At 37.3% G+C, this 18,023-nt stretch carries 17 protein-coding genes and 1 pseudogene; 17 read left to right on the top strand and 1 reads right to left on the bottom strand.

The annotated features are described in order from the left end of the window. The first annotated feature begins 1 nt into the window (after position 1). The 17 genes and pseudogenes from AB1I50_RS05240 (at position 2) to AB1I50_RS05160 (ending at position 15,995) form a co-directional block, all read left to right on the top strand. Entirely contained in the window at positions 2-1,342 is a 1,341-nt protein-coding gene (locus AB1I50_RS05240; RefSeq protein WP_407725162.1) for an ABC transporter ATP-binding protein, read from the top strand. After that, positions 1,296-2,609: a polysaccharide pyruvyl transferase family protein gene (locus AB1I50_RS05235; RefSeq protein ID WP_407725161.1), complete on the top strand. Its 1,314-nt coding sequence runs from the start codon at positions 1,296-1,298 to the stop codon at positions 2,607-2,609. The genes AB1I50_RS05240 and AB1I50_RS05235 overlap by 47 nt, the downstream gene beginning before the upstream one ends. A 123-nt stretch (positions 2,610-2,732) precedes the next feature. Then, positions 2,733-3,742 (top strand): annotated as a pseudogene (locus tag AB1I50_RS05230) (acyltransferase family protein). A gap of 47 nt (positions 3,743-3,789) precedes the next feature. Continuing rightward, on the top strand, positions 3,790-4,641 hold the full coding sequence (locus tag AB1I50_RS05225; protein ID WP_407725160.1) for a glycosyltransferase family 2 protein: 852 nt from the start codon (positions 3,790-3,792) through the stop codon (positions 4,639-4,641). 8 nt (positions 4,642-4,649) lie between these two features. Next, on the top strand, positions 4,650-5,528 hold the full coding sequence (locus tag AB1I50_RS05220) for a glycosyltransferase family 8 protein (protein ID WP_407725159.1): 879 nt from the start codon (positions 4,650-4,652) through the stop codon (positions 5,526-5,528). 3 nt (positions 5,529-5,531) lie between these two features. After that, positions 5,532-6,524, top strand: a complete 993-nt coding sequence (locus tag AB1I50_RS05215; RefSeq protein WP_407725158.1) for a glycosyltransferase family 2 protein — start codon at positions 5,532-5,534, stop codon at positions 6,522-6,524. Next, the gene (locus tag AB1I50_RS05210; RefSeq protein ID WP_407725157.1) at positions 6,517-7,482 is read left to right on the top strand and encodes a glycosyltransferase family 2 protein; all 966 of its coding nucleotides are present in this window, start codon (positions 6,517-6,519) and stop codon (positions 7,480-7,482) included. The genes AB1I50_RS05215 and AB1I50_RS05210 overlap by 8 nt, the downstream gene beginning before the upstream one ends. Positions 7,483-7,484: 2 nt before the next feature. After that, positions 7,485-8,222: a 3-deoxy-manno-octulosonate cytidylyltransferase gene (locus tag AB1I50_RS05205; RefSeq protein WP_407725156.1), complete on the top strand. Its 738-nt coding sequence runs from the start codon at positions 7,485-7,487 to the stop codon at positions 8,220-8,222. A 7-nt stretch (positions 8,223-8,229) separates the two neighbouring features. Beyond that, positions 8,230-9,003: a 3-deoxy-8-phosphooctulonate synthase gene (gene kdsA / locus AB1I50_RS05200; protein ID WP_407725155.1), complete on the top strand. Its 774-nt coding sequence runs from the start codon at positions 8,230-8,232 to the stop codon at positions 9,001-9,003. Continuing rightward, a complete protein-coding gene (locus AB1I50_RS05195; RefSeq protein ID WP_407725154.1) occupies positions 9,003-9,980 on the top strand; it encodes a KpsF/GutQ family sugar-phosphate isomerase in 978 nt (325 codons plus the stop codon). Before kdsA ends, AB1I50_RS05195 begins: the two co-directional genes overlap by 1 nt. Then, entirely contained in the window at positions 9,977-10,447 is a 471-nt protein-coding gene (locus AB1I50_RS05190; RefSeq protein WP_407725153.1) for a KdsC family phosphatase, read from the top strand. Before AB1I50_RS05195 ends, AB1I50_RS05190 begins: the two co-directional genes overlap by 4 nt. Before the next feature lie 42 nt (positions 10,448-10,489). Then, complete coding sequence (locus tag AB1I50_RS05185) at positions 10,490-11,737, top strand: glycosyltransferase 61 family protein (protein ID WP_407725152.1); 1,248 nt, start codon at positions 10,490-10,492, stop codon at positions 11,735-11,737. A gap of 11 nt (positions 11,738-11,748) precedes the next feature. Next, positions 11,749-12,561 (top strand): CatB-related O-acetyltransferase, encoded by an 813-nt coding sequence (locus AB1I50_RS05180; protein WP_407725151.1) that lies wholly within the window; start codon positions 11,749-11,751, stop codon positions 12,559-12,561. Between the two features lie 32 nt (positions 12,562-12,593). Next, entirely contained in the window at positions 12,594-13,469 is an 876-nt protein-coding gene (gene rfbD / locus AB1I50_RS05175) for a dTDP-4-dehydrorhamnose reductase (RefSeq protein ID WP_407725150.1), read from the top strand. Next, positions 13,469-14,071, top strand: coding sequence for a dTDP-4-dehydrorhamnose 3,5-epimerase (rfbC, locus tag AB1I50_RS05170; protein ID WP_407725149.1), 603 nt, complete (start codon positions 13,469-13,471; stop codon positions 14,069-14,071). Before rfbD ends, rfbC begins: the two co-directional genes overlap by 1 nt. A gap of 54 nt (positions 14,072-14,125) precedes the next feature. Beyond that, complete coding sequence (locus AB1I50_RS05165; RefSeq protein WP_407725148.1) at positions 14,126-15,115, top strand: acyltransferase family protein; 990 nt, start codon at positions 14,126-14,128, stop codon at positions 15,113-15,115. A gap of 40 nt (positions 15,116-15,155) precedes the next feature. Beyond that, a complete protein-coding gene (locus tag AB1I50_RS05160) occupies positions 15,156-15,995 on the top strand; it encodes a toll/interleukin-1 receptor domain-containing protein (RefSeq protein WP_407725147.1) in 840 nt (279 codons plus the stop codon). Between the two features lie 453 nt (positions 15,996-16,448). On the opposite strand, the gene tnpC is transcribed toward AB1I50_RS05160, so the two are convergent. Next, positions 16,449-18,023 carry an IS66 family transposase gene (tnpC, locus tag AB1I50_RS05155; protein WP_407725146.1) on the bottom strand — a complete coding sequence of 525 codons (1,575 nt, stop codon included), beginning with the start codon at positions 18,021-18,023 and terminating at the stop codon, positions 16,449-16,451.

The raw sequence follows: 18,023 nt of genomic DNA, 5'->3' as shown, positions 1-18,023 counted from the left end.
TATGTCAGCAAATGAAAACAGACCTGTTGCCATCCGGGTATCAGGTGTCAAAAAAATGTACCGCCTCGGTCAGATCGGCGGCGGAACCCTGCAAGCAGATTTACAGAGCTGGTGGGCGCGTGTTCGCGGTAAAGAAGATCCCAACACAAAAATCGGTGAAGGTGAACGCGTTAAAGGGCAAACCTTTATGGCGCTTAACGGCATTGATTTGACCATTTATCAGGGAGAAGCTGTCGGCATTATCGGCAGCAACGGCGCCGGAAAGAGTACACTTCTTAAACTCCTTTCAAAAGTAACCGCACCGACCGAGGGTGAAATTGACATCTATGGTCGAATTGCTTCTATGCTCGAAGTTGGTACAGGCTTTAATGGCGAATTGACCGGACGTGAAAATGTCTACATGAACGGTGCCATTCTCGGTATGACGAAACAGGAAATCGACGCAAAGATGGAGCAGATTATCGAATTCTCAGAAGTCAGAGATTTTATTGATACTCCTGTCAAGCGTTATTCGAGCGGTATGTTTGTTAAGCTCGCATTCTCTGTTGCGGCTCACCTAGATTCGGAAATCATGATTATGGACGAAGTGCTTGCTGTTGGTGATATGGCGTTTCAGAAGAAATGTCTTACAAAGATGCGTGAGGCTGCGCAACAGGATGGAAGAACAGTTTTATATGTATCTCATAACATGAATACAATTAGACAGCTATGTGATAGATGTATTGTGTTAGATAAAGGAAAGATTGTTTATCAAGGAAATATTGAAGACAGCATAAAAAGGTATATTGGTAACAAAGTTGATCAGTTTAAAACTGAGTATTATAGAGATGAATTGAATTATTATAACAAAGACTCAGAACTAGGAAAATATGCTTTGTTTGAAAAACTAACAATACTAAAGTGCGAAGAAAGTTTAGAATCTAATAAGGATTCAATAATCGAAATAGAAATTATCTGTAATTTGAACTGCACTTTTGATAGATTGAAATTGGGAATTCAGTTGTACGATGATTACGGTGATACATTAGGGTTTGGTAGTTTGGATTTATTAGGCATTAAGACGGGTTTATCTACTATACGCTTATCGTTTGATCACTCTTTTTTAACTAAAGGATCATATTCCTTTAGATTAAACTTATTTACAATTGATGATAATTATATATATATGGGGAGTTTAGCACAAAGTAATCATATTTTTTTTAATATTTTTGAATCAGAAAACGAACTAGTCTGGCACAAAGAATGGTGGAAAAATATTAGATTTGATTCAATGTTAAGTTATGAGGTGGTAAAAAATGAGATTGCTAATTTGGGGAGAACAATTAAACGGTGGACCATATGATGTTTTTCGGCAGTTAGATTATAATTGCGTTTACAGTGAACTTGTAAATAATTATCATGCCAATGTTACCAATATCGGAAATAAAGTTTGGATACAAGGAATTATTTCTTGTTTATCAACTGAGGATAATCAACTGTTTTTTTTGAATCCAGATGAAACGTGGGCTCAAATAAACGAAAAATATGATGCGATTATTTACTCTGCTGCTAATCTTTTATCAGTGACATATAGAAATGTAATAATTCAAATTTCCCAAATATTCAAAAATAGTAAAATACCTGTTTATGTAATATCTGTAGGAGCACAAGCTGATAGTTATTCTGATTTAGATTTACTTGTTAGTCAAATCAAGAATGAAACAAGTGATTTTATCGAGACGATTTATTCTACTGGAGGAGAAATAGCTTGTAGAGGATACTTTACAAAGATGGTATTAGATAAAATAGCTTATAATACAGCAAGTGTAATAGGATGCCCCTCATTGTTTCAAAATGGTTGTAATCTTCATATTGAAAAAAAGCAGGAGATTATTCATCCTGTTTTTAATGGACTATTATTGAATGACAAAACGCTTTTTGATGAGTATAGTAATAGTGTATTTATTGATCAAGATCAGTGGTTACAAGAAAGTTATGATGTTTCATTCTATAATGATTCGTACTCTAAGATTTTGCGCAAGTTAATTGAAAATAAGGGGACTTTTGAAACCGAGTTATTTCTCGCAAATAGAATTAGATTGTTTTATGATGTGCCGCATTGGAGAGCGTATTTGCAACAAGAAGATTTTAATTTTTCTTGCGGAACTAGAATACATGGAAATATTATGTCTTTATTAAGTGGTATCCCTGCTTTAGTATTAGCATGTGACTCGAGAACTCAGGAAATGGCAGAGTATTATGATATTCCTTGGATGAAATACTCAAAAAAACATTTGGATATTTCTAAACTATTCCAAGAAACAGATTATAGTAGATTTAACAGTAATTATATCAAGAAATATGAAAAGTTTGAGGACTTTTTGGTTAGTCATAATCTAGTGAAAAAAATGAATCAGAATAATATATTTTGGTGTAAATCTACCCCTGTTCCAGTTAACACTATTGAAATCAAAAAACGTCATGTTTTAAAGTTGTATAACCGTATTAGTCTATTTGGAGACTTAGGAAGAAAGGTGTTCTATAAAGTAACAAATAAATATTTAGATAGCATTGATTATAATTGTAAATTTACAGAAGAACAATATGATAAAGGAGCATACAATAAGTAAATTATTGTTGAATATTAGGAAGCGCTATTAAGTAATATAGAGTATGTATTAGTTCACTTTTTGGTGTATTAAAGTTATAGTGCATTAAATACTTCATGATGCTTTCATAGTAGGAGTGATTGTTTGAAAGAAAAGGATTACAGTATCAGCGCGATTAGGTTGATAGCATTCGTTTTCATTGTTAGTTGTCATTTGTGTCAATACTATCAATACCCATTACGTAGTTGGCTAAATGTCGGAGTTCAAATATTTTTGTTTATTTCCGGTTACCTTTACGGGGGGGGGAGAGAAGAAAAACGCTGGACTTTTATATTATTCGAGCAAAGAAAATACTATTACCCTATTACCTTACAATTAGCGCCTTTTTGTTAGTTCATATTTTCATCTTGAACGCATCCTATTCTAGGATGGATATTTTCCGGCTATATATTTGTAATGCTAATACTACGATAGAAGGGGGAGAGCATCTCTGGTATATTCCTTTGATACTTCTTTGCTATTTTTTGACCTCTATTTTTATTGATTTGATTAGTGTTACTAATAAACGGAAAATACTAATTGTTGTTTTGATAGTGTGTTTAGCTATTATAATCTTTTTCCGTTTCTTTATAGACCTCTATTTTTATAATCCCGCATGGATAATATGTTACTTTTTGGGGCTAGTATATGGCAGAAATGAAAAACATTCTTCTGCTAAACAAATTAATCGTTTCAATTTAGTTTTTATCATACTTTCTTTTCAGAATGTGTTTCAGATTCTGAACGATTATTGTTTTCATATCATTGATAAAGAAAACACCTATTACAGACTGTGGTGCAACTTTAATCATGTTTGGTTAGGTATTACCATCTTTATTGTATTAAGGTGGGTATTTATTAAGATTGGGATTGCAAAAACTGAAAACAAAGTTTTATTGAGTGTACTAAATGTTTCAGACAAATATTCTTATGAGGCTTACCTTGTTCATCAGTTTATAATTTTGGGACCGTTATCCTTGATGACGCTAACAAAATATGCCGTCGTAAATATTTTCATAATTGTCTTATTGATTTGTGTTATGGCTTTTAGCTTGAAGTCTATTGTATCGTTATTTGAGCATTTGATATCAAGAATAAAACAAAAGCGGGCGTAGAAACTGAACAAGTAGCTTGATTTTATTATGAAGAAGGAGCTTGGATAATGGACAAGCTGGTATCAATCGTTTTGCCGGTATATAACGGTGAAAAATATCTTGCGCAATCTATAGAAAGCGTGCTAAATCAAACTTATAAAAACTTTGAACTGATTATTGTCAATGATTGTTCAACCGATTCATCGGAGGAAATAATACTCAAGTATAAGTCTCAGGATGACAGAATTGTATATATCAAAAATGAAGCTAACTCAAAGCTGCCGAAATCATTAAACAATGGCTTTGCAATAGCGAAGGGTGAGTATTTCACATGGACTTCGGATGATAACATGTATCATATAGATGCTATTGATACTATGGTTGGATTCATGGAACAACATACTGATGTAGGCTTGGTTTATTGTGATTTTAATATGATTAATGAAGAAGGTGAATTTAAGTATAAAGTTACAGTTGGTAACCCGGAAGAACAGAAGTATAAAAATACAATTGGTGCATGTTTTTTGTATAGACGTTCTGTAGCTGAAAATGTCGGTGACTATGATACGTCATTGTTTTTAGTAGAAGATTACGAGTATTGGCTAAGAATTAGTTTATCGTATAGAATTAGCCCGCTACATATGTGTTTATATGATTATAGGTGGCATAACGATAGTCTAACACTTACAAGGTCAACTGAGGTGGAGCAGTCTGTTGCACGTCTTCATTGGAAGTATTTGACTGAATATGAGAAAAGTGATATGCCTGAAAATGAGTTGTTTGAATATTTAGATTTTCTAATGAAATATTGCAACCAACAATCAGAACGTATCAGAATTAAGTTAAAGTTTTCGCTAAAACATAAGAAATATGTAATTCGTGAGTTAAGGAAGTTATTTTCAAGAATTAAGTCAAAATAGGAGGCTTTATGAATATACTGATATCCTCGGATAAAAAATATTTAGATAAATATTGTGTAATGTTAAATTCATTGAAAAGAAATGCAAACGATGAGATTAATGTCTTTTTCCTAAACTATAGAGTGGGAAAAGAAGATATGAATGCTTTTTCTGAACGGCTTCAAAAAGAGTTTAGAATGCATTTTTTTGAGATTGATGTAAAAAATATTGCATTCGGAAATTATCCAATTGGATATCACTTATCTGTTGAAACGTATTTTAGGATACTTGCTCAATTTCTTTTACCACATGAACTTGATAGAGTACTTTGGTTAGATGGCGATATAATTATACTTAAAGAAATTTCAGATTTTTACTCACAGAGCTTTGATGGTATGAAGTATGTTGTATGCGAAGAAAGAATTAATAATACTGAGCAAGGAAAAGAATTGAAAAAGAAGCTTGGATTGCCTAAAGAACATGTATACTTTAATGCTGGAGTGATGTTAATGAATCTTGAATCACTTAGAAAGGAAACGAATGCAGAGGCATTGATGAGAGAGTGTTTCAAATTGAAGGACAAGGTTGAATGGTTTGATCAAGATATTCTTAATATTTTATATGCTAATCAATTAAAGTATGATGATTATTATAAATACAATTATCAAATTAGGTATGATAATACTATTCCAAAGGACAGACTCAAGGATATTCATATATTGCATTATAATGCTGAAAAAAAGCCATGGGATTATGATGTAATAAATGAAGCTTCACTTATTTACTGGAAAGCAAAATCGAGGTGTGGTAAGAAAGATAAATCGGTGTGTAAGAAAACGTTTAAAGGTAAAATTCTTGAAACTATTCGTGAATTAACAATTTATGTGAAAGGGTATTTTAGTATATAAAAAATGAAGAATAGTAAAATAACTGTTGTGGTTCCAGTTTATAAAGTTGAAAAATACATAAAACGTTGTATTGATAGTATTCTTGCTCAAACATTTACTGAATTTGAGCTTATTCTTGTAGATGATGGATCACCCGATAACTGTGGGAAGATTTGTGACGAATACGCAGAAAAAGATAACAGAATTCATGTGATTCATAAAGAAAACGGTGGGCTTTCCGATGCGCGCAACGTTGGGATTGATTGGGCTTTTGAGAACAGCAACAGTGAATGGATCACATTCATTGACTGCGACGACTGGATCCATCCAAGATATCTGGAAGCTTTATATGATGCGGTAAAGAAAACCGGGTGCGAGATCAGTATTTGTGCATATGAAGAAACTACAGGAGATAATCCTCAAGTTGATGAAAGTCATTTAGAAGCAGAGATAGTCAATACGGAAGATTTCTTTTGTGAACATAATGTCAATGCAGTTGTCGCATGGGGAAAGCTCTATAAAAAAGAGTTATTCCGAGAAATACGCTATCCTGTTGGTAAATTGCATGAGGATGAGTTTACGACGTATAAACTGTTATTTCAATATGAAAACTGCGCTTTTGTGAATCAGCCGTTGTATTCATATTTTATTAACAATGCTGGAATTACAAAAGTATCTTGGACAACAAGACGTCTGGATGCTTTTGAAGCTTTTGATAACCAACTTTCTTTTTTTAAAGAAAACAGATTCAAGAAAGCGTATGCAAAAGTTTTAGATTCTATCGCTTATACATGTAGCATTCACATTAAGGCAATAGATAACGATTATGAGAATAGGCATTATAAATGTTTATTGAGAAAGAAACTGAGTAAGCACTTAAAAAAGTACAAAAACCAAGTTGGGTTTTCAATAAAAAAGACTCCAATGTATTATGAATACGCATATCCTACATTAATGAAGTATTATTGGTTAATAATATCACAGATAAAAAAGCAAAAAGGAAAAAAGAATGTGTAAAGCTTCCGTTATTGTTCCTGTCTATAACTCAAGTAAGTATTTACATCGTTGCCTTGACAGTATTCTTAATCAAACATTCCGCGATTTTGAACTCATACTAATCAATGATGGTTCCACAGATAATAGCATTGATATTTTACGAGAGTATGAATCAAAAGACAGTCGAATCGTTATGATAGACAAGGTAAACGAAGGCGTTTCTGCTGCGCGTAATCAAGGTATAGAAATTGCAAAAGGTGAATATATCATGTTTTGCGACAGCGATGATTATGTAGACGAAAACTGGATTCTGGTTTTGCTGGATGGGATTAAAAATAATTGTAACTCTTGGGTTAATTGTGAGTATTATACTTTTAATTCTGTTACTGATAGATGTATACTTCATAAACTAAACAGCATAAGCACAAACCAAATAATCAGTTTAGAAAACTATTATATGTATTATACAAATAATTATTCTCATAGTTGTTGGAATAGAATATATAGAAAAGATGTTATAAATGAATTCGATATTAGATTTCCAATAAATATATCTGTTGGCGAGGATGTTTTATTTAATATTCAGTATATAAAACATTGCAAAAGCTTTTATCATATTGCGCAAGGACTTTATTTTTGGAATGATGATAATTGCGATAGTTTGTCGAGAAAAACTGATTTGTTCTATTATGATACTTTGAAAACACTGTATTTTCCAAGGCTAGAGGTAGTGTCTGAAAGAGACAAGCAAGCTTTTATTGACGAATACTTTTTTAGATTTTACCAGTGCTTAGACGATTTGAGTAATTCGGATTATAAAGAAAAAGTAAGATACGGTAATTATATATTAAAGGACAGTGCGTTTATTCATGCACTAAAGAATACAAGCGAAAATAGTTGCAATAACAAATTGAAAACGATGTTGTCTTTACATAGCTTTAATGTTTTTTTGCTGTATAAGAAATTGCGAGGAGAATAACCATGAAAATCATCGGAATGATACCCGCACGCGGCGGGTCGACACGATTCAATAACAAGCCTTTGGCGTTAATCTGCGGCAAGCCCATGGTTTACTGGGTTTGGAAGCACAGCAAAGAAGTATCGGTGCTCGACGAGTTATATGTTGCCACCGACAGCGAGGAAATCAAATCCGTCGCTGAGGGCTTCGGTGCGAAGGTTATCATGACCTCCGATAACTGCGAAACGGCGACCGAGCGTTTGTGGGAGGTATCGCATAAAATTGACGCTGATCTCTATGTGATGGTCAACGGTGATGAGCCTCTGGTGCTTGCGGAGGACATTGTGAAGTGTATTCCCGAAACAATCCCGGAGGACGGTTTCTATGTGTCCAACCTCATGACCGATTTCTCCAATCCGGTTGAGGTTGTCGACCCGACCAATTTGAAAATCGTCACCAACAAGGACGGTATTTGTCTGTTTATTTCCCGCGCGCCGATTCCGTTCCCGAAGGGCGAGATGAATTATGCCTATCAGAAGTTTGTCGGTGTAGGCGCGTTCACGCACGCAGCGCTCGAATATTATCACGATACACCGCGCGGCCCTGTTGAGAAAATCGAGGAAAACGATTCCTTCCGCTTTATTGAGAACCGCAAGGATTGCTACTACATCAACGCTCACTGCAAGACGCTCTCCGTCGACACACCGAAGGACAGAGTACAGGTTGAGCGCTACATGATTGAACACAACATGGCAGAGTGAGGTACATATGTTTAGTTTAATTGCAGGTCCATGCGTCATTGAGTCAGAGGAGATGGTGCTCTCCATCGCCAGGCAGATGAAGGACATCACGGACAGGCTCGGCATTCCCTATACCTTTAAGGCTTCTTTTGACAAGGCAAACCGCACTTCTATCAGCGGTTTCAGAGGCCCCGGCATTGAGGAAGGACTGAGGATTCTTCAAAAGGTGAAGAATACTTACAATCTCCCGATTTGCACGGATATTCACGAGCCGTGGCAGGCAGAAAAAGCGGCGGAAGCTTGCGATATTCTCCAGATCCCGGCTTTTCTCTGCCGTCAGACCGATTTGCTTGTCGCAGCGGCAAAGACCGGAAAATGTATCAATATCAAAAAAGCGCAGTTCCTTGCTCCGTGGGATATGAAGAACTGCGTGGAAAAGGTGCGCCAGTCAGGTAATGATAACGTCATGCTCTGTGAGCGCGGCACGACATTTGGTTACAACACGCTTGTCGTCGATATGACCGGCTTGCGCGTGATGAAGGATATGGGTGTTCCGGTGATTTTTGACGCGACGCACAGCGTTCAAAAGCCTGGCGGCAACGGTACCAGCACCGGCGGCAACCGACAGTATGTCGAATATCTTGCGAAGGCGGCGGTTTCAGTCGGCGTAGACGGCTTGTTTATGGAAACACATCCCGATCCCGATAACGCAAAATCTGACGGTCCGAACATGGTGCCGCTCGGCGAAATGGAAGAATTACTGAAAAAGCTTCAAAGAGTTTACGAAGCGGTGAATGAATAATGGATAAAAAGTTTGATTACATAAACGAAGCGAAAAAAGTTTTTGATAAAGAAATCGAAGCGCTCCAAAAAACGCGCGACGCACTCGGCAAGGATTTTGAGTCGATTCTCAACCTGATTCTCGATTGCGAGGGCAAGCTGATTCTCACGGGAATGGGCAAGCCCGGTCACATTGCAACGAAAATGTCCGCGACCTTTGCAAGCCTTGGCATTCCGTCCTTCTTCATGCATCCGGGCGAAGCCATGCACGGCGACCTCGGCATGGTGGAGAAAAAGGACGTTGTCATGCTGATGAGCTACAGCGGCGAGAGCGAAGAAGTTACGCGTCTGATGCCTGTACTCAAAGAAATCGGCTGCAAGACAATTGCAATTACCGGCAAGCCGCAGTCAACCTTGGCGCAGGAGTGTCAGTATCATTTCTTCTTCCCGGAGTTTGAAGAAGCGTGCTATTTGCACCTTGCTCCGACTTCAAGCACGACAACGCTGCTCGTTCTGGGCGATGCCTTGGCTGTCATCGCGTCAAGAGCGATTAACTATACAAGAGATGATTTTGGACTCCATCATCCTGCCGGTGCACTTGGTAAAAAGTTGCTTGTCAAGGTCAAAAATCTAATGTACTCAGGCGACGAAGACGCGGTTGTTTCGGAAGGCTCAACGCTCCATCAGGCAATTGTCGAAATGAGCAAAAAAGGCTTGAGCATGGTGACAATTGTCGATACCGAAGACAACATCAAAGGCATCATTACCGATGGCGACCTCAGACGAATGCTCGATAAGAATGTTGATGTTTATAACGCTGTTGTCGATGACCTCATGACCAAAAATCCGACCACCGTTGATTACCGCGAAATGGCAGTCAACGCCTTGCAAACCATGAGTGACAAGAAAATCACCTGTATGCCTGTTGTGGACGAGGAAAACAAGCTCGTCGGTACGATTCTTATGCAGGATATTTTTAAGGCGGGTATTGTCAGATGAAGATAAAGCTATTCGTCATGGACGTTGACGGCACCCTCACCGATGGCAAAATATACATGGGCGAAAACGGCGAAATTATGAAAGCGTTTAATGTCAAGGACGGCTACGCCATTGCTCATATGCTACCCGAAATGGGCATTATCCCTGTTATTATCACCGGTAGAAAGTCAAAAATAGTTGAAAACCGCGCAAAAGAGCTCGGCATTACCGAATTCTATCAAGGGGTAGGTGATAAGCTTGCTCAGTTGAAGATAGTTGCTGAGAAATTCAACGTCGCTCCCGAACAAATCGCCTATATTGGTGACGATTTGAATGATTTGGAATGTATAGATTATTGCGGTGTAACGGCTTGCCCTGCGGATGCGGTGGAGGAAGTTAAGCGGGTAGTTACATATGTTTGTAAGCACAATGGCGGCGATGGGGCTGTGAGGGGATTTATTAAAATATCAAATTTAATGGCTACATAAAAGAATAAAGATGTATTTTTATGAGAAAAAGGGAAAATACCAATGAGTTATATTTTAGATTATGTTTATCCTTCAAAAGCAAAAGCGATTGCCGAAGCAAGGGATAAATTTCACAAAGTTGATAGCGCGATTGTAGAAACTTACGATAATGCGACTATTCTTCCTGCTGTAAAATTTGATGACTATGATGTGTCACATGGTCGCGGCGGTGTGATGGACGAAAACGGCAAATACGTTGAACTGTCAAAACAAAAAGCCAGAGTTCAAGGTTATTACAATCCGTCTAAATATGGTATAGAAGAATCAAATGAAACGGTTGTTTATTGTGGTTTTTTTAATAAAGTTTGGGGACATTTTATAACAGAGGTTGTTTCTCGGCTATGGTATGCCCTGAAAAATGATAAGAGCGTAGATGCGTATGTTTTTATTGATTCTCTTGATGGCAATAAGCAATTCTCAGGTAATTACTTTGAGTTTTTAAAATTGCTTGGAATTTCAGATAAAGTAAGAATAATCAATAAACCTACAAAGTTTAAGAAAGTTATTGTACCTGAAGAAGGGCTGGTGTATAACGACCACTATACTCAGGAGTTTATTGATTTATATCAATTTATCAACAAAAAGGGACTCGAATTGTACTCTGGTGAGAAATATGATAAGGTTTTTTTCTCAAAAAGAAAGCTACCGATTAGTGCAGAGTCTAATCTTAATGAGAAGTTCTTAGATAATTATTTTAAAAAGAATGGATACTGTATTTTTTATCCTGAACAGTTATCGTTAATTGATACCATAGGAATTCTGCAAAATGCTAAATACTTTGCGGGTATTGCCAGTTCTTTGTTACATAATCAATTATTCGGTACTCAAAATCAAACGACGATATGTATAGAAAAACAGGCATTTTATAACCCTTATCAGGTGATGATAGCGAAAGTTACAGATTGTAAAACTGTTTTTATTGATGCATGTAGAAGCATTTTTACGGTAGGTTCAGCTGGACCCTTTATCTTTGATTACACAAATTTTCTTAATCAATACGCAAGAGATAATGGAATGAAATTAGGTAAACCATTGTCCGAATGGAAATTTAAACGGATTTTCAAAAGATATCTTGCATATTATTTTGATTTTAATGTCGAATTACCGCCCGACTGGATGTATCGTCAGTACATTATAGATATGACACGCGAGGCATATAACGATACAGTAAAATCTAAAAAAGCATTCAGAATGTCGTTATACAACCGTATGGTTTTTAAAATAAAGAAAATGATGATTTCTAAAAATTGAGGAAAAATGCAATGGGAATTGTTTCATTAGTTATAGAAAAATATAAAGATAGAAAAAAGCGTCAGCAATGGAGTAGCAACTGGAGAGATAAAAACAAACATAATTTTACGACTCTTGCACCAATGGTTTTTCCTGAGGATTATAATATTCATGAAGTAATTTCTGTGGGTAAAGGGACCTATGGCAATATTGATGTGAGATGGTTTTGGGGAAAGGATGAACATTTATCTATTGGCAATTATTGCTCAATTGCGGAAGGCGTTCTGTTTTTGACAGGAGGAAATCATCACTTGGACAGACTTTCGAGTTATCCGTTTTCTCATTACTATAACATAGGTGAAAAAAGTACTGCGCCTACTAAGGGACCGATAGTAGTTCAGGATGATGTATGGATTGGTCAAAACGCATTGGTATTATCCGGCGTTACAATCGGGCAAGGTGCGGTAATCGGTGCAGGAAGTGTGGTTGCTAAGGATGTGCCACCCTATGCTATTTACGTTGGAAATAAAGTGGTTAAATATCGATTTGATGAAGATACAATAAAAAAGTTATTAGCCTTTGATTATTCCGGTTTACAAGAAGATGAAATTATAAAATATAAGAAACTATTTTGTTGTAAATTAGATAATGATTTTTTTAATTCGGAATTATATAATTCTCACAGAAAAGAAATTATAAGTATTGACACGTCAGAGAGAAAAAGCGATAATCTGTTGACAGACAGACAGACAGACAGACAGACAGACAGACAGACAGACAGAGAAGTAATTGCATTAATATTTCTTCTAATAGTAATGGGAAATAATTATGAGAAAGTTTCTTAAAATAGGGATTTTACTTATAGGTAGATGTAGATATGAAAGCATTTGTAACCGGCGTCGGCGGTCAGCTCGGATATGATGTTATGAATGAGCTGAAACGCCGAGAATATGAGGTTTTCGGTTCTGATATAACTGAATCAGCCGATATAAAATTAGATATTACAGATAAAAATGCTGTTGAAAAAGTACTATGTGATATTAGACCTGACGCAGTAATTCACTGCGCTGCATGGACAGCGGTAGATGTGGCTGAGGACGAAGACAACAGAGAAAAGGTATATGCCGTTAATGTAACCGGTACTCGGAATATCGCTGAGGTCTGTAAACAACTTGATTGCAAGATGATTTACATTAGTACCGACTATGTTTTCAACGGTCAAGGAACTGAACCGTGGAAGGCGGATTGCATAGATTTTGCACCGCTCAATTACTACGGACAGACAAAGTTAGAGGGCGAGTTGGCTGTTGCAGAGTTGCTTGATAAATTCTTCATTGTTCGTATAGCATGGGTGTTTGGTTTGAACGGTAAGAATTTCATAAAGACAATGATTAACGTGGGAAAGAAATATGATACCGTTCGCGTTGTTAATGACCAAATTGGCACACCAACCTATACACATGATTTAGCTCGATTGCTGGTCGATATGGTTGAGACCGATAAATACGGATATTATCACGCTACAAATGAGGGCGGTTATATCAGTTGGTATGATTTCTGTTGTGAGTTTTACAAGCAGTATGGCTTGAAAACGAAAGTTATTCCTGTCACGACAGATGAATACGGCTTAAGCAAAGCTGCAAGACCTTTCAACAGCCGACTTGATAAGAGTAAATTAACAGAAATGGGATTTGAGCCGTTGCCGACATGGCAGGACGCGGTTAAAAGATATTTGGAGGAAGTAGATTTATAATGGGACAGATTAAAGTTATACAAGCTCCAATTGAGGGTTTGTATATCATTGAGCCGACTGTGCACGGAGATGCGAGAGGCTATTTTATGGAGACATACAACCAACAGGATATGCAGGAAGCAGGTCTTGATATGGTATTTGTGCAGGACAACCAGAGTATGTCAAAGAAAGGCGTTTTGAGAGGACTGCATTTTCAGAAGCAATATCCTCAAGGTAAGCTTGTGCGTGTGTTCGAGGGGGCTGTTTTTGATGTTACAGTTGACTTGCGCAAGGACAGCCCTACATATGGTCAATGGTATGGCGAGATTTTAAGTGCTGAGAACAAAAAGCAGTTTTATATTTCCGAAGGCTTTGCTCACGGCTTTTTAGTTTTGTCTGATACTGCAACCTTCTGCTATAAATGCACGGATTTTTACCATCCCGGCGATGAGGGTGGACTTGCATGGAATGATCCTGAAATCGGCATTGAGTGGCCTGACCTAACCGGTGAATACCAAGGTAATTGTAAAGGCGATGGATATGCGATGAGCGACGGAACACCGCTGAATCTTTCTGACAAAGATCAAAAGTGGTTGGGCTTGAAAGATGCATTTGTGTTTTGATATAGATAATAAATAATAAAACAAAGCTTTTTTTGTGATTGAGGAGTTTTATAATTGAATGATAGAAATTACACAATTGATTTATTCAAGTTCATATCCTCGATTTTAATCATTGGTATTCATACAAATCTTTTTGTTGATATTAATGATACTTTGAATTTTGCTTTTGTGGATATCGTTTGCCGTTTGGCAGTGCCTTTCTTTGCTGTTTGCTCTGGATATTTCTTGTCTAAATCATTAGCGAAGAATGAATTTAGAGCAAAACCGATTAAAAAGCAGGAGTGGAAGATGATAAAGCTTTATGCTTTGTGGACTCTTTTGTATTTGCTCTATTCCATTCCGACATGGATAAAGACAGGCTGGATGTCATTTGGTGCATTTAAGGATTATGCGCTTGCAACTGTAACCCAAGGTTGCCACTATCACTTGTGGTATCTAATAAGTTTGATTTATGCGCTTCCGCTGTTTTATCTGTGCGTTAGATTTATAAAAAACAGGAAACTGCTTTTTGCGTTAATGATAGCGCTTTATATCATCAAAGCAATTTCCTATGGTTATACTCAATGGCTTCCAACATTTATACAAACTATTTTTGGAATCGGAGGCAAGTTTAGCGCGCTGTTCGATGCGGTATTCTTGTTACTACCGTTGCTGTTGTTAGGCTTCTTTATCTCACAGAAAAAGATTTCCTTAAAGTTCTCGCTAGTTGTATTTATTGTATCATTTAGCTTGTTAACAGTTGAAGCTTTTACCTTGAAGGTGTTTGGACAGGAAAGTGTTTCCTTCATATTTATGACTTTTCCTACGGCATATTTTTTGTTTTCTTTGATTTCTCAAATTAATTGGAATCTGAATGGCAAAGTATGTACCCTGCTTGGCTCTGCAAGCTTAATCATTTATTGCTTCCATCCGATGATTGTGGAACTGTTTATAGATATAGTTCCAAGTTCAATTATATTGTTTTTGGGTACGGCGATTATATCAGTTTTACTATCATTGATATTGATGCTCATCAAAGCAAGAATAAAGAAAACGCATTTATAATTCAACAAATCTACATATTTTAGTTTTTTAGGTGATGATATTGAGTTTTTCAATTGAATCGCATAACCAGAAGTGCTATATAGTAATTAATGAAATTTTAAACAATCCGAAAATAAAGTTTCCAGAACTTGCATCAAAAATTCAATGTGAGAAGGAAGATTTGTTTTCAATTCTTGATTTTATCGATAAATCCGATTACCTTTCTGGAATGAATTTTTCACGAGGTAAGGGAAATGAAATCTTAATTCCATTCTATGATAATGCCCAAATAACTGAAAAAGGAATCCAATTTATCGATTGTTACAAGAAAGAGCATGAGATAAAAAATCAAAAAGTTTTTATTTCTTATAATCAGAATTCCTGCAAGGAATTCATAGATGTTTTGGAAGATGAATTAAGGGATTATTCATTGGTTTCTCGTGATATTAATGAGGTTGGTTACTGGGATAGCTTTAAGGAGTTCATGGATTCTATAAGAGAGCATGACTTGATAATTGCAGTAATATCAGATAGGTATCTTAAATCTGCCAATTGTATGTATGAAATCATTGAAATGATGAAGGATAATAGTTGGAAAAATAAACTGTTAACTATTGTATGGGATGATGTAAAAATCTATAACGCTTCGGATAGATTAACATATACTGAGTTTTGGAATAACGAATATAAAGAACTATCAGTAAGAATAAAATCTATTCCTCCTGAGGATTCAATAAAGGCTAGTGAGGATTTGAGAAGAATCTCGACCATAAAAAGCGACATAGGAATTTTTTTAGATTATATTTCGGATACTAATAATCCAAATAAGTATACGGGTATCAATGCTGTGAAGGAACGTTTGAACAGATTGGGAAGGAATCCTTCATCTCGGACTTTATGAGTTTTTGCTGAACGAGAATTCGCTTGATTTGTAAATTGAAAGAGAGCTTCAGGAGAAAAAGAACATTCTCCCTTGACTTTCCTTCCACCTCATGCTATACTACCAAAAACCGCATAGGAATGGGAAAAATCAGGTTTCACCGACGTGGTGTAATCATCAGGTCCATGTAAAAGAATTAGAACAAAATAGCGAAATTTTTGTTAAAAATTCACATATTTGTTCGAAACGCTAATATCAGCAGAAAGCGAAGTATAAGCTTTCTGCAGTATAATCTATTTCTTTGTTTTTTCATACCCTATTATACCCTTGGCAGACTATCACAGAAAGGGTATAATAGGGTATAATCATTTAGTGGTGTTTTGATGGAACAGAGGTAAGCGTCAAATGAGGTAAAGAAACATCCGCCACAGATACCGGTTGGTACTGTGGCGGATGAGATTATTTTAGGGTATTTTATTCAGTTGAACATGCCGATTTAGAGCGGCAGTCATCCGGCGCGTTCCACGGCAGGAGGGTATCTATGGATTCATTTTTCTTCAGGTTGGGCGCTTTTGTGAATATGAACTTGAGATACTCGTAAGGATCCAATCTGTTTTCCTTCGCTGTTTCGATGATGCTGAAAACGGTAGCGCTTGCTTTGGCACCCGACGGTGTATTGGCGAACAGCCAGTTTTTTCTGCCGATAACAAACGGTTTGATGCTGCGCTCGGCGCGGTTGTTGTCGATTTCCAGCCTGCCGTCCTCGATGTAACGTCGCAGGTACGGCTCTTCTTCGATCAGATAATGAACTGCTTTACCGAGCTTACTCTTCGGAGCAATGTTCCGAAGAGATTTTGCCCACGCAAAGAACGCGTCCAGAAGCGGTTTTGCTTGCTCCTGTCGCTCTTTCAGTTTATCTTTCGGACTCTTGTCCTTCATTTTCTTTTCAATCGCATACAGCTTACCGCAGTAATCCAGACCGATAGCTGCCGTCGAACCCTTGCGTTGTGCTTCCGGCAGAACCTCCAGCGCCTCGCAGAATCTTCTTCTGGCATGTGCCCAACAGCCGACGATTGTAACATTTTCGATTCCGCGGTATGCTTTGTAGCCGTCTGTATGCAGATAACCTTTAAACTCTTTTAAGAAGCTCTCGGCATTCTCCGCCTTGCGGTTCGGTCGATAGTCATAGAGAACAATCGGCGTCTCACAACATCCGCTCGTCCGGTACAACCACATGTAGCTCTTTGTCGCTGTCGGCTTATCCTTTGTTTTGAGCACTTGTAAGGTAGTCTCGTCCGCATGGAGAACACTTTCTTTGAGGAGCAGCTCTTTCATTCTCTCATACAGCGGCTCCAGCCAGAGCTTTGAAGCGGTGATGAACCAGTTCGACATCGTCTGTCTCGACAGTTCAATGCCCTTCTGCTTTAATTCCTGTTCCTGGCGATATAGCGGAGAGTGCATCACAAACTTCTGTGTCATCAGATGAGCTATTGCTTCCGCAGAGGCAAAACTGCCTTTGATGACCGGATTTGGCTGAGGTGTTTCTACAACCGGTGTATCTGCTTCGTTCTCATGACACTTCCTGCACGCGTAGGTGAAGTATACATCCTCACGGATGACGGCTTTTGCCGGGATTATCTCAAGGTGCTTGGTGACCTTCTTACCGATGACTTCCATCTCTTCACCACATTCAGGACACTTGCGTTCTTCTTCGCTGAGCTCGTGTTCAACAGTGTAGGTTTCTATGTTCTCGGGAAGCTTGTCGAAGCAGCCGGTCTTTTTCTTTCGGGTATGCTCCTTGACTGTTGTCTCAGCAGTTTTATTCCCGATGTCCTCTATTAGCTCCGCTTCGTTAAAAAGCAGAGAGATACCTGCATAGAGATCTTCCATACGCTCTGAGCTTGAACCAAAGGTTTTCTTTTTATTGATCAAAAGCTGTTCTTTCAGCCAGTTCAATTCGGATTCGAGCTGAGCGCAGTGAGATTTCAGCGACTCATATTCAGCTTTAGAAATCGTTACAGTTTCACTGCTTTTTACTTCGTTTTTCAT

Origin of the sequence: Ruminococcus sp. NATIVEDY161 (genome assembly GCF_045819895.1) — a bacterium.
Lineage (GTDB): Bacteria > Bacillota > Clostridia > Oscillospirales > Acutalibacteraceae > Ruminococcoides.
Note: the sequence above shows the minus strand (reverse complement) of the source record. Positions and strands in the feature narration are given on the sequence as shown.

What these genes read in the sequence shown, in the direction of transcription:
- AB1I50_RS05215 (WP_407725158.1), top strand. Translation starts at nt 5,532, where the DNA reads ATGAAGAATAGTAAAATAACTGTTGTGGTTCCAGTTTATAAAGTTGAA.
- AB1I50_RS05210 (WP_407725157.1), top strand. Translation starts at nt 6,517, where the DNA reads ATGTGTAAAGCTTCCGTTATTGTTCCTGTCTATAACTCAAGTAAGTAT.
- AB1I50_RS05235 (WP_407725161.1), top strand. Translation starts at nt 1,296, where the DNA reads ATGAGATTGCTAATTTGGGGAGAACAATTAAACGGTGGACCATATGAT.
- tnpC (WP_407725146.1), bottom strand. Translation starts at nt 18,023, where the DNA reads ATGAAAAACGAAGTAAAAAGCAGTGAAACTGTAACGATTTCTAAAGCT.
- kdsA (WP_407725155.1), top strand. Translation starts at nt 8,230, where the DNA reads ATGTTTAGTTTAATTGCAGGTCCATGCGTCATTGAGTCAGAGGAGATG.
- AB1I50_RS05185 (WP_407725152.1), top strand. Translation starts at nt 10,490, where the DNA reads ATGAGTTATATTTTAGATTATGTTTATCCTTCAAAAGCAAAAGCGATT.
- rfbD (WP_407725150.1), top strand. Translation starts at nt 12,594, where the DNA reads ATGAAAGCATTTGTAACCGGCGTCGGCGGTCAGCTCGGATATGATGTT.
- AB1I50_RS05205 (WP_407725156.1), top strand. Translation starts at nt 7,485, where the DNA reads ATGAAAATCATCGGAATGATACCCGCACGCGGCGGGTCGACACGATTC.
- AB1I50_RS05240 (WP_407725162.1), top strand. Translation starts at nt 2, where the DNA reads ATGTCAGCAAATGAAAACAGACCTGTTGCCATCCGGGTATCAGGTGTC.
- AB1I50_RS05190 (WP_407725153.1), top strand. Translation starts at nt 9,977, where the DNA reads ATGAAGATAAAGCTATTCGTCATGGACGTTGACGGCACCCTCACCGAT.
- AB1I50_RS05225 (WP_407725160.1), top strand. Translation starts at nt 3,790, where the DNA reads ATGGACAAGCTGGTATCAATCGTTTTGCCGGTATATAACGGTGAAAAA.
- rfbC (WP_407725149.1), top strand. Translation starts at nt 13,469, where the DNA reads ATGGGACAGATTAAAGTTATACAAGCTCCAATTGAGGGTTTGTATATC.
- AB1I50_RS05180 (WP_407725151.1), top strand. Translation starts at nt 11,749, where the DNA reads ATGGGAATTGTTTCATTAGTTATAGAAAAATATAAAGATAGAAAAAAG.
- AB1I50_RS05195 (WP_407725154.1), top strand. Translation starts at nt 9,003, where the DNA reads ATGGATAAAAAGTTTGATTACATAAACGAAGCGAAAAAAGTTTTTGAT.
- AB1I50_RS05220 (WP_407725159.1), top strand. Translation starts at nt 4,650, where the DNA reads ATGAATATACTGATATCCTCGGATAAAAAATATTTAGATAAATATTGT.